Here is an 11,502-nt window from a genome sequence, read left to right as displayed (position 1 = left end):
GTGAGCCTTGCCCGTGGCCTTTACAGCACCGCGCTGACCTTGCTGTCGCCCCTCATCTGGCAGCGGGTCTGGCGCGAGCATGATGCCCAGCACCCGCGCCTGGAGCGGCTGGGTATCATCCCCTCCACGCCGAACACCACGCCCGACAGTGAGCGCCCCATCTGGCTGCACGCCGCCTCGCTGGGCGAGGTGGTGATGGTGGCGAGTCTTGTCGAGGTGCTGCGTCAGCGCTACCCACGGCGCCCGCTGGTGCTGACGACCATGACGGCCACCGGCGCTGCGCAGGCCGCACGTCTGCTGCACACCCCGCAGGGCTCGTCGGAGCTTGCCCCGGCCCGACACCATTACCTGCCGCTGGATTTCCCGTTGAGCGCGCGGCGCTTCGTGCGCCGGCTGCGTCCGGCGCTGGCGATCATGGTGGAAACCGAACTGTGGCCCAACCTGATGGCCGCCTGCGCGCGGGATGGCATTGCGCTGTGCGTCATCAATGGCCGCCTGTCACCGCGCGCCTTCCAGCGCTATCGCAGGATCAGCGCCCTGATGCGCGACAGCCTCGCCCACGTCAGTGGTCTGTCGGCCAAGTCGCAGCAGGATCTGGAGCGTTTCATGGCGCTCGGTCTGCCGCCAGCGCGCGGCACGGCCGTCGGCTCGCTCAAGTTCGAACTGGACATTGCTGAACAGGTCGTTGCCGACGGACAGGCGCTGCGCCAGTCATTCGCGCAGCGGCCGGTATGGATCGCAGCCTCGACGCATGACGGCGAGGACGGCCAGATGCTCGCGGCGCATGCCGTGGTACGTGACCAGCATCCTCAAGCCTTGCTGCTGTTGGTGCCACGCCATCCCCAGCGCTTCGAAGCAGTGGCCGCTCAGGCGGCGCAGTGGTGTCAGGCGCGCGGCGAGAGCAGCCTGCGGCGCAGTGACATGTCAGAGAGCGGCACCGACGTGGCTGATGCCGTATCGGTACTGGTCGGTGACAGTCTCGGGGAATTGCTGACGCTGTATGCGGCCAGTGATATCGCCTTCATCGGCGGCAGTCTGGTACCCATCGGCGGGCACAACCTGCTCGAGCCCGCTGCGTTGGGGCTGCCACTGCTGAGTGGCCCATCGCTGGACAACTTCAGCGAGATTGCCGAGGCGATGGCCGCGGAAGGCGCGCTCCAGGTCGTCGCGGATGACGCGGCATTGGCCGAAGCGGTGAATGCGCTGTTCTCGGATCAGGCCGCGCAGCAGATGGCAGGCCTGGCGGCCAGTCAGGTCGTGGCGCGCAATCGTGGCGCGCTGAGCGGCACCTTGGCGATGCTCGAGCACCACCTGCCGCTGTGACGTCCCCGCGCACGCAAAGTGTGCATTGACTGTCTGGTCAGACAGAAAACGCCGCACAATCGTGCGGCGGTTATTCTATGAATCCAGGTGTTTGGCATTGGTCTGGCGCTGCGAGTGGCCTGGCTCCTTCCTGCAAGACAATCAGCTGCTCAGCAGTCGACAAGCTCGGCCGTCACGCCCATTTCTGCCTCCAGCGCTCCCAGACAATCACGTGCGGCGGGGCTGGCATTGCTGATCACCACATCAAAGTCACTCAGTGGGGCGATGAAGGCGGGGCGCACCATCTCGAACTTGCGCGCATCGACGATCAAGAAGCGCTGCATCGCGCTTTCCAGCGCGGCCTGCTTGGCCGCGACCTCATGGAAATGGAAGCAGCTGACGCCTCGCTCGGCATGTACTCCGCCCGCCGAGAGAAAGGCCTTGTTGATGCCGAGACGGCGGATGGCCTCCGGCATGTCGGTGGCGGTGAATGACTGCGTGGCCGGGTGAAAAAGGCCCCCCAGCATCACCAGCCGCACCCCGGGCAGATGGCCGACCGCATTGGCCACATTCAGGGCGCAGGTCACCAGGGTCAGCGTCTGCTGGCGGTCGATGGCGGCCGCCAGATGGACCAGCGTGGTGCCGCAATCCACGTACAGGGTGTCGCCATCCTCGATATGATTGGCCAGTTGCTGGCACAGCGCTTGCTTGATCGGGGCGCTGGCGTCGATCTCGCGATCCAGGCGATAGACGCTGCCGGCGGATGAATCGACCAGCAACAGGCGGCCTCCCAGAATTTCCAGCAGTCCGTTGCTGTGCGCCACGTCGCGACGAATGGTCATCTCCGAGACGGCGCATAGCTGTGCGGCGTCGCTCAGTTGCAGAGGGCTGCCTTCGCGCAGAATGGCCTGCAGGCGGTCGAGTCGGGCGGCGCTGTGATTGTTCATGCGGCTTTTGTCCTTTGGTGCCGGTTCCGATGAGGGAGCGTTGGCGAAAAACTGGGCTGAAGCGCCACGTCCCACGTCAGAAGCAGATGATAAACCACTGACACACAGGGAGAACCTCAAAAATGCCCCTGTCATTGCCAGTCTGGCACTGGAAGACAAGTGGGCGTGAGGTAAAACGGACGTATTGACTATTTGGTCAGGCTGTGACTTTTTGAACATGGTGAGAATGCAGGATAACACTGCACGACGTTGAGAACGGGTCGTCGCAGCCCTGCACGCAGCACTCATAACAACCACAAGAACCCTCAGGATCTTCCCAATGAATCCCCTCATGAGTCTCGTCGGGATGGCTTCGCTCATCCTCATTGCCGTGGCGCTGTCGTCGAATCGACGCGCCATTCGCCTGCGTACCGTGGGTGGTGCCTTTGCCATCCAGCTGGCCATCGGCGCCTTCGTGCTCTACACCTCCTTCGGCCAGGGAGTGCTGGCCGGTGTCTCCGGTGCCGTCAGCCAGGTGGTCAACTATGCCGATCAGGGCATCAACTTCCTGTTTGGCAGCTTGGCCAATCCGGGCAGTGGTGTCGGCTTCATCTTCGCGGTCAAGGTGTTGCCGATCATCATCTTCTTCTCGTCGCTGATCGCGGTGCTCTACTACCTCGGCATCATGCAGTGGGTGATTCGCCTGCTGGGTGGCGGCCTGCAGCGTGTGCTGGGCACGTCACGTACCGAGTCACTCTCGGCCACGGCCAACATCTTCGTCGGTCAGACCGAGGCGCCGCTGGTGGTCAAGCCGTATCTGGCCAGCATGACGCGCTCCGAGCTGTTCGCCGTGATGTGCGGTGGCCTGGCCTCCGTCGCCGGTTCGGTGCTGGGCGGCTATGCGGCGCTGGGCATTCCGATGGAATATCTGGTGGCAGCATCGTTCATGGCCGCACCCGGCGGACTGCTGTTCGCCAAGTTGCTGTTCCCGGAGACGGAGAAGCCGGACGACTCGATCGCTCTCGCCGATGCCGCCCTCAAGGATGATGATGCGCCTTCCAATGTGCTGGACGCCGCGGCGTCCGGGGCGTCTTCCGGCCTCAAGCTGGCGGCCAATGTCGGGGCGATGCTGCTGGCCTTCATCGCGCTGATCGGCCTGATCAACGGCATTCTCGGCGGCGTGGGTGGCTGGTTCGGCATGGACACGCTGAGTCTCGACATGATTCTCGGCTGGTTGTTCGCGCCGCTGGCCTTCCTGCTGGGCGTGCCGTGGAGCGAGGCGACCCTGGCGGGTTCCTTCATCGGCCAGAAGCTGGTGGTGAACGAGTTCGTCGCCTACATCAATCTGGCGCCCTACCTCAGCGGTGACAGCATCGTCGCGGCCACTGGCGCGGTAATGACGCCCTACACCATGGCAGTGCTGTCCTTCGCGCTGTGCGGCTTCGCCAATCTGTCGTCGATCGCCATCCTGCTGGGGGGGCTGGGCAGCCTGGCACCGACACGCCGTCATGAGATCGCAAGCCTGGGGCTCAAGGCGGTACTCGCCGGCACGCTGTCCAATCTGATGTCGGCGGCGATTGCCGGTTTCTTCTTGGCGCTGGCGGCCTGATGCATTCCTCGCTCTCCGCCCGGTCAGTCGACGGAAGCCATCCTGTCGGCATGCGCCGGGCGGCAAGCGAGGAAACATCGGGACGTCATCTCGGGAAAGCCGGGGGTGACAAGCTGCCTGGCGAGAGTGTGAAACGGTTCACATTGTCGTCGATGGCACGTTGATCATCCTCGAAATGTCGCTCTGTCGTTTTTGCGAGGAAGTGCTAACATCGCCGCCTTTCCGGACTGGGCCCCTGCGAGTTTCACTCCCGCGCCTTCGTCGGACTTCATGGCGACAAGACCCGCTCAGCGGGCAAGACCACAAGAATTCGAACAGTCTCATCATTCAGGACAGGACCGTTACGCGATGACCATGCTCAAGACCCTCGCAGCCAGCACTCTGGCTGCCACCACGCTGTTGACTGCTGCAGCACCGGCGCAGGCTACTGACTTCAATGGCGATATCCACGCCAATGATTACAAGTGGCTGACCTTCAACCTGATGCGCAGTGAAGACAACCGCCTGCCGTTCCGCAACAGCGAAGATACCTACCTGGAGATGGAGTTCGGCGGCCGCTCAGGCATCGTCGATCTCTACGGGTATGTCGACTTCTTCGACCTGCTGGACGACAGCTCGGATGACCTGAACGACGGCGACAACTTCTTCGCCAAGCTGGCGCCGCGTTTCTCGCTGGACGCCATGACCGGTTACGACCTGTCCTTCGGCCCGGTGGATGAGCTCTACATCGCCACCGTCACCAACATCGGTGACAATGGTGAATTCGGCGGTCTGTGGGAGCACTACGTCGGTCTGGGCAGTGATGTGCAGGTGCCGTGGTTCGGCAAGATGGGCTTCAACCTCTACGCGCGTTACGTGCGTGAGAACTACGGCGGTGAAGATGAGAGCAAGTGGGACGGCTACATGGCCTCCACCAACTGGTTCAAGCCGTTCGTCAACTTCGATGATGGCAGCTTCGTCGCCTATCAGGGCTATCTGGACTACAAGTTCGATGCCGATGAAGTGGGCAGCCAGGCGGGCCGCAGCGTCAACAGTATGGAGTGGTTCAACGGTATCTACTACCACACCCAGCGCTATGCGATCGGCTATGGCCTGAAGTACTACAACAACATGGCATTCTTCACCGATGGCTCCACTGCCACCGGCGTTCGCCAGGACACCACCGGCTTCGGCAACTACTTCAGCATCAACTACAAATTCTGATCACCGCTTCGCTCTCGCTGAGCGACCGTCGCTAAAACAGAAACGGGAAGCCCTCAGGGCTTCCCGTTTTTCGTCTGGCTACTGTGGTGTCTGGCGCCTGAAGACCGGCATCTGGAGATCAGCGGAACTCCACCTCGGTGACTTCCACGCGCACCAGCTGACGTGACCACTCTCCTTCGGGCAGCGAGACGCGTACCTCGCGGCTATCGCGTGTCTGGCCGGGGCGCAGGTAGGTCTGGGGCAGACGATATTCACCGACCCACAGTGGCACCTCACGCGTCGCGAGCAGATGGCCATCATCGGCGTACAGGCGGAGTCTGGCCTGCACGCCGATGACACTCTGGCCGGCCGTGTTGTCGAGGCTGAACTGCAGAAGCGCCTCGTCATCCTCTTCGCTCACCGAGGACAGACGCGCGACCAGACCATCGCGGTGGCCTTCACTCAACAGCCGCGGATTGGCCAGCGCGCTGCTGTTGAGGCGTGACGCGTTGTCAGGCGCTGCGTTGCTGCCGTTGGCGGCGGCCGCTCCGGCTGATGGTGAGGCCGAGGCGCCAGCCGGAGTGACCGCCGCCGTCACCGGCACGGCCGTCGAGGTCGGCACCAGCGCGCTGCCAGCGCCAGCTTCCCCGGACGGTTGTGTGGTCGGGGCGGACGCGGCCTGCACCTCATCCAGCTGATATTCCCAGCTGTGGTCCGGCTTGAGCAGGATCTTGACGCCACTGTCGAGCGTCACGGTGACTGGCTGGCTGATCGGCAGGCTATCGGCCAGCGCCAGCGGACTTGCGCTGGCTGCCAGCAGCAGTGCGGTCGCCAGGCGCAGTCGTGGGCGCAGATTCATCGTCATGCCAGCTCCTCAGGCAGTGATGCGTTCGACGCCACTTTCGCGTCCCACCAGCAGCACATCAGCACCGCGTGCCGCGAACAGACCATTGGTGACGACACCGACGATGGCATTGATGCGCGCTTCCATGGCGATCGGATCCTCGATCAGGAAGTTGTAGCAATCGAGGATGCGGTTGCCGTTGTCGGTCAGCACGCCATCGCGGTAGACCGGGTCGGCACCCAGCTTGACCAGCTCACGCGCCACATAGGAGCGCGCCATCGGAATGACTTCCACCGGCAGCGGGAAGCCGCCGAGAATATCCACCTGCTTGGAGCCATCGGCGATGCACACGAAGCGCTCGGCGCAGGCCGCGACGATCTTCTCGCGGGTCAGCGCGGCGCCGCCGCCCTTGATCATCGCCAGGCGCGGGTCGATCTCGTCGGCACCATCCACGTAAACCGGCACGGTGCCGACATGGTTGAGTTCGAAGACGTCGATGCCATGGCCCTTGAGGCGCTCGGCAGTGGCTTCGGAGCTGGCGACGGCACCGGCGAAGTCGTGACGCACTTCCGCCAGCGCATCGATGAACAGATTGGCCGTCGAGCCGGTGCCGACGCCGATGATGGTGTCGCGGCTCAGCAGTGGGCGAATCTCGTCAAGGGCGGCGCGGGCCACGGCCTGCTTCAGCTCATCCTGGGTCATGTGATACCTCGGGTTGGTGGGGCGGTGGTGAAAGTGGGTATTGGCGCGGTCTTCCCTGCGTGGCCAGCAGTTTATCGCCGACAGGCGCTGGAAACGGCTTGACGTGAAGCGCAACGCCGGAAAACGCCACATTATAACGGCAAACCCCGCGATGGCGCTGGACGCTCTCGCCAGCGGTCTGATAACAATGGGGGTTCGGTCGCGCTCATGCGGCCTGCGCTGTGACACATCAGGACATTCCTATAATGCTCGAACATTACGTCAAGAAAATCCTGTCGGCTCGTGTCTACGAGGCCGCCCATGAAACTCCGCTCTCGCCGGCACCCTTGTTGTCGCGCCGTTTCGGCAATCACATCTTCATCAAGCGTGAAGACCTGCAGCCTGTCTATTCCTTCAAGATTCGCGGCGCCTACAACAAGATGGCCCAGCTGACGGATGAACAGAAGGCGTGCGGTGTGATTGCGGCCTCGGCCGGCAATCATGCGCAGGGCCTGGCAATGGCGGCCAAGCTGATGGGCGTCAAGGCAGTAATCGTGATGCCGCGCATTACGCCGGAAATCAAGGTGCAGGCCGTGCGCGAGCGCGGCGCGCGGGTGATTCTCAAGGGCGATGCCTTCCCCGAGGCACTGGCCCACGCGCGTACCCTGATGGACGAGCACGGCTATACCTTCATCCCGCCCTATGACGACCCGGATGTCATTGCCGGCCAGGGCACCGTCGGCATGGAAATCCTGCGTCAGCACCCCGGCAAGATCGATGCGATCTTCGTGCCGGTCGGCGGTGGTGGTCTGATCGCCGGTGTCGCGGCCTACGTGAAGTACCTGCGTCCCGAGATCCGCGTCATCGGGGTCGAGGCGGAAGATGCCGCCTGCCTCAAGGCCGCCATGGAAGCCGGCGAACGCGTGGTGCTGGACCAGGTCGGCGTGTTCGCCGAGGGCGTGGCGGTCGCGCAGATCGGCGCGGCACCGTTCGAGCTCATCCAGCACACCGTCGATGAGGTCATCACCGTCAATACCGACGAGATGTGTGCAGCGGTCAAGGATATCTTCGAGGATACGCGCGCCGTCTCCGAAACCAGTGGCGCACTGTCACTGGCGGGCCTCAAGAAATACGTCCAGCAGTCAGGCGCGGAAGGGGAGACGCTGGTCTGCATCAACTCCGGCGCCAACACCAACTTCGATCGCTTGCAGCACATTGCCGAGCGCACCGAGCTGGGCGAGCAGCGTGAGGCGATTCTGGCCGTGACGCTGCCGGAGCGTCCGGGGGCCTACAAGCAGTTCTGCAAGGTGATCGGCAAGCGCATGGTCACCGAGTTCAACTATCGCTATGCCAATCCGGAGGAAGCGCATGTCTTCGTCGGCGTGCAGGTCAAGCCGGGTGGTGAGGACCGTGCTGCTGTGGTCGAGAAGCTGCGTGAGGCGGGCTATGCGGTGGAAGACCTGACCGACAATGAACTGGCCAAGCTGCACACGCGTCATCTGGTCGGTGGGCGAACGACCAGCGATCTCGAGGAAGAGGTCTATCGCTTCGAATTCCCGGAGCGCCCGGGAGCCCTGATGAATTTCCTCACTCACCTGCCGGCGGACTGGAACATCTCGCTGTTCCACTACCGTAACCACGGCGCGTCGCATGGGCGGGTATTGATCGGCATGCAGATCCCCAATGGCGACCGTGTTCGGGTCGAGGAATATTTCAATGAGATCGGCTATCGCTTCTGGAAAGAGAGCGACAATCCCGCCTATCGCCTGTTCCTGTCCTGAGCGAGGCAAGCGATGGGGCGATGACGGCTATATGAGTCATTGGCGTTGAAGGCGGCGAGCTGAGGCGCGACCCATCATGCTGCATTGGTCACATTCGTGGATAGAAAAGCCCCGGCCTTCACGTGGAAGGCCGGGGCTTTTTCATGCGTTTCCGGCGGGCATGCCGCAGGAAATTCCACATTTCATGCCAGGTGCGAAAAAGAACGGTGTTTCTGACAGAAGCTCTGGTCAGCAGGGGTGACCAGACATCAAAAGCTGCGTGGAAAAGCGTCCATTCAAACGATTGCATGGTGATTGTCATACAGAAGTCAGATGCCTATCATCTGGTCACTGTCAGGAAGACAGTCATCGACAACCGTCACGCGAAAGCCACTGACGATATAAGAAGAAGCCCGCTCTCATGAAACGTAAGCCCGATCTGGTCATGGCCCTGGTATTCATTTTCGGGATTGGTGTAGTGGCAACCGGCTACGCCCAGACCGTAATGGGTTCCTGAATCCTGCGCTGCTGCCCTCACCGGCGGTAGCGGTGCTGCTGGCGCCAGTCTCTCTGGCGCCACGCCCCGATGACATGACCTTCCTTCTGTCAGGCTTTTCAACTCCCAGCTTTCCAGCTCCCCGACTTCCCCTCAGCTTGCCCCTTTCTGACTTCACTGAGTTTCTGCTTCGCCTCCTCGCAAACAGCCCCCTTTCTGCCTGCTTTTCCCCCTCGCGCTCTACTGTCTCTCAGTCGCCTCGTGGTCGTGCCATCGATCTCGTCAAAACGCCCAGCGTCTCATTCAGCACGAGCAGGGCGTACGACTTCGCGATCACTGACGATGGCATCCAGCGGAATGTCCCAGGGCTGTACCGGCAGGGCGGGGACCTTCTGGCAGTGATGGGCGAGACCGATCAGCAGTGGCCTTGGGCCGGGGCGGCGGGTAAAGGCGAAGCTGCGATCATAGAAGCCGCCCCCCATGCCGATACGAGCCCCGCGCCCATCGAAGCCGACCAACGGCATCAACACGATATCCAGCGCCCAGGCAGGCAGGCGCCGCGCCCTGGAAGCACCATGACGGGTGTCCGGTTCGGCGATGCCGAAGCGATTGCTGACCAGGGGTGTCTGGCCGTCGTAGCGCACGAACCATAGCGAATTGGCCGCGAATGGACGCAGTACCGGCAGATAGACCTTCGCCCCTCGTCGCTGCAGCCAATCGCACAGGCGCGTGGCATCGATCTCGCCATCGTAGGGCAGATACAGGGCGACGTGGCGGGCGCGCAGCAGTTCCGGCAGCCGTTTCAGCTGACGCAGGAGCGCATCTTCGGCTTGCAGGCGAATGGCAGGCGGTAGCTGACGGCGGCGTTGGCGCAGCAGACGGCGAAGCGCACGACGGTCGGCCTGAGGGTGATCGAGCTCGCTGGGCAGCGCCCAGAGCGTGGTATCGAGTGCTGCAGAAGGGAGTGGCGAGCGTGGGCTCGCGGGTGCGGCATAGACCGCGGGGGGCTTGTGCATGCCTGACAATCTCCGTCAGACAGGGTTCTCCAAGGTGCCGGTGTTACCGGGGGCCCTTGAACCCAGCGGTTCAAGGTGGGTAGTCCCGCGCAGCGCATCAGGCGTTCCGACGCACGGACATGCACACAGCACTGCGCAGTGGACTCCCTGGGAATAGCTTATAAGCTCGAGGGACATCGGCAACTGTCGTACACCCCAGAGAACTCATCCAGTCTACCAAACCCCGCCTGCCTGCCCAAGGGCTAATCCTGTCGGGAACAATCTGTTGCCTGAATGTATCAGTTGTTTGATTCTGAAGCGTTTTTACGCTCAGCGGCGCGTGTCTTCGCCTGATCGGCATAGTCGGCTGGCAGCTGACTGAGCGCGGCATCCAGTTGACGGTCCAGCGCGGTGAGGCGAGTCTCGAAGTCGTGCTGCAGGGCGCGCTCGCTGTCACGGCTGTTGATCAGCTCATGTGAGATATTGAGCGCGGCCATCAGGGCGACCTTGTCGGCGCTGATGGTGTTGCCGCGCTGCTGGATGCCTTGCATGGCGAGATCCAGATAAGCCGCCGCACGGGTCAGGCCATCTTCCTCGCCGGGCTGACAGCTGACGGTATAGCTGCGGCCGAGCAGGCTGATCTCGGTGGTATTGCGTGGGGTGGCGGAATCGCTCATGTAGATCCTCTCGGGCCTTGTCCGGCGTCATCCAGATTGATGCCGACGTCCTGCTGTCAGTGCGTCACCGTCGCAGTCAGGACGGCAAGCCAGAAGGAGGGCCAGTGCGGTAAGATGGGGGCATTCTCGAGCCACTATAGAGAGCCGCTTCTGGAGGGTCAACGCGCCGCGCGGCGCGGCTGCCTTGTGTTGCAGCACATCCTCCAGATGCCATTCTCCCGCTACAGAACCACTTCTCACTGACTCAATGGGGCCGCATCATGGCGATCATCAACGATACCTTCGACTTCTCGCTCGTCGCTGACCACTTCCTGGCTCACGGCAGCCTCAACAATCCCTCCTTCCTCGACGGTCAGCTGGTAGCCGCACTGGCGCTGGATGACATCAGTGCCGAGGATTGGCTGGCGCGTGTCTGCGCCTCGCTGGGGGTAGAGCAGCCGGCCACGCGTGAAGCTGGTGAAGTCTTCCTCACCTGGCGCACGCGCAATCAGGAGCGTCTGGCCGCCAGCGAGATGAGCTTCGAGCCGCTGCTGCCGGATGACATGTTCTCGCTGGCCGAACGCGGTCAGAGCCTGCGCGAATGGACGCTGGGCTTCCAGGAAGAACTGGCCGGTGCCGATGACGATGTCCGCAGTGGCTGGAGCCAGGCGCTCAAGGATGCGCTGAGCGATGTCGAAGCCATCTCGAGTGGCCTCGCCAACGCCGAAGACCTCGACGACGACAACGCCGAGGACGAGGCCGACCTGTTCGCGCTGGCTGACCATGTGCGCATGGCGGCCTTGCTGCTGTATACCGAGCAGCACCCGGGCAACCCGGACGTCGAGAAGCCCAGCGATGACCAGCTGCCGGAAGGCGGTCTCGAGGGCAGCCTTGGCGTCAGCTCGCGTACCGACACCCACTGAGTCAGTATCTGTAGCAGCATCTGCTCAATCGCTAGCCACTGAATCGATGGTCACCCACCACTTGCACCGCATCCGACGCAGGGCTGGTGCAAGAGGGCGGGTGACCCCATCTACAGCATCACGCCTGT

Annotated in this window: 10 protein-coding genes and 1 other RNA gene; 5 read left to right on the top strand and 6 right to left on the bottom strand. The window is 62.8% G+C overall.

The genetic code is table 11. From position 1 onward, the window contains the following. The gene (gene waaA / locus QQF40_RS05735) at positions 1-1,323 is read left to right on the top strand and encodes a lipid IV(A) 3-deoxy-D-manno-octulosonic acid transferase (RefSeq protein WP_285460681.1); all 1,323 of its coding nucleotides are present in this window, start codon (positions 1-3) and stop codon (positions 1,321-1,323) included. A gap of 149 nt (positions 1,324-1,472) precedes the next feature. Here the strand turns inward: waaA and QQF40_RS05730 are convergent, their stop codons facing one another. Then, positions 1,473-2,249 (bottom strand): DeoR/GlpR family DNA-binding transcription regulator, encoded by a 777-nt coding sequence (locus QQF40_RS05730; RefSeq protein ID WP_175088940.1) that lies wholly within the window; start codon positions 2,247-2,249, stop codon positions 1,473-1,475. 319 nt (positions 2,250-2,568) lie between these two features. Here QQF40_RS05730 and QQF40_RS05725 point away from each other — a divergent pair, with 319 nt between their 5' ends. Both QQF40_RS05725 and QQF40_RS05720 read left to right on the top strand, forming a co-directional pair. After that, on the top strand, positions 2,569-3,837 hold the full coding sequence (locus tag QQF40_RS05725; protein WP_043331634.1) for a NupC/NupG family nucleoside CNT transporter: 1,269 nt from the start codon (positions 2,569-2,571) through the stop codon (positions 3,835-3,837). 348 nt (positions 3,838-4,185) lie between these two features. Further along, the gene (locus tag QQF40_RS05720; RefSeq protein WP_285460680.1) at positions 4,186-5,040 is read left to right on the top strand and encodes an outer membrane protein OmpK; all 855 of its coding nucleotides are present in this window, start codon (positions 4,186-4,188) and stop codon (positions 5,038-5,040) included. Between the two features lie 118 nt (positions 5,041-5,158). Here the strand turns inward: QQF40_RS05720 and QQF40_RS05715 are convergent, their stop codons facing one another. Beyond that, positions 5,159-5,884 carry a DUF3157 family protein gene (locus QQF40_RS05715; RefSeq protein ID WP_285460679.1) on the bottom strand — a complete coding sequence of 242 codons (726 nt, stop codon included), beginning with the start codon at positions 5,882-5,884 and terminating at the stop codon, positions 5,159-5,161. A 9-nt stretch (positions 5,885-5,893) separates the two neighbouring features. Beyond that, entirely contained in the window at positions 5,894-6,565 is a 672-nt protein-coding gene (rpiA, locus tag QQF40_RS05710) for a ribose-5-phosphate isomerase RpiA (protein WP_054556388.1), read from the bottom strand. A gap of 236 nt (positions 6,566-6,801) precedes the next feature. Between rpiA and ilvA the strand changes: the two genes are divergently transcribed. After that, a complete protein-coding gene (ilvA, locus tag QQF40_RS05705) occupies positions 6,802-8,325 on the top strand; it encodes a threonine ammonia-lyase, biosynthetic (protein ID WP_279878201.1) in 1,524 nt (507 codons plus the stop codon). Between the two features lie 774 nt (positions 8,326-9,099). On the opposite strand, the gene QQF40_RS05700 is transcribed toward ilvA, so the two are convergent. The 3 genes from QQF40_RS05700 to QQF40_RS05690 all read right to left on the bottom strand — a co-directional run bounded on the left by QQF40_RS05700 (position 9,100) and on the right by QQF40_RS05690 (position 10,472). Then, positions 9,100-9,816: a 5-formyltetrahydrofolate cyclo-ligase gene (locus tag QQF40_RS05700; protein ID WP_175088945.1), complete on the bottom strand. Its 717-nt coding sequence runs from the start codon at positions 9,814-9,816 to the stop codon at positions 9,100-9,102. A 22-nt stretch (positions 9,817-9,838) separates the two neighbouring features. After that, positions 9,839-10,021, bottom strand: a non-coding RNA gene (gene ssrS, locus QQF40_RS05695) — 6S RNA. A gap of 73 nt (positions 10,022-10,094) precedes the next feature. Then, a complete protein-coding gene (locus QQF40_RS05690) occupies positions 10,095-10,472 on the bottom strand; it encodes a cell division protein ZapA (RefSeq protein ID WP_285460678.1) in 378 nt (125 codons plus the stop codon). Between the two features lie 260 nt (positions 10,473-10,732). Here QQF40_RS05690 and QQF40_RS05685 point away from each other — a divergent pair, with 260 nt between their 5' ends. Continuing rightward, the gene (locus QQF40_RS05685) at positions 10,733-11,374 is read left to right on the top strand and encodes a UPF0149 family protein (protein WP_064503223.1); all 642 of its coding nucleotides are present in this window, start codon (positions 10,733-10,735) and stop codon (positions 11,372-11,374) included. Positions 11,375-11,502: the final 128 nt, after the last annotated feature.

The organism is Cobetia sp. LC6, assembly GCF_030264805.1.
Classification (GTDB): Bacteria; Pseudomonadota; Gammaproteobacteria; order Pseudomonadales; family Halomonadaceae; genus Cobetia.
Note: the sequence above shows the minus strand (reverse complement) of the source record. Positions and strands in the feature narration are given on the sequence as shown.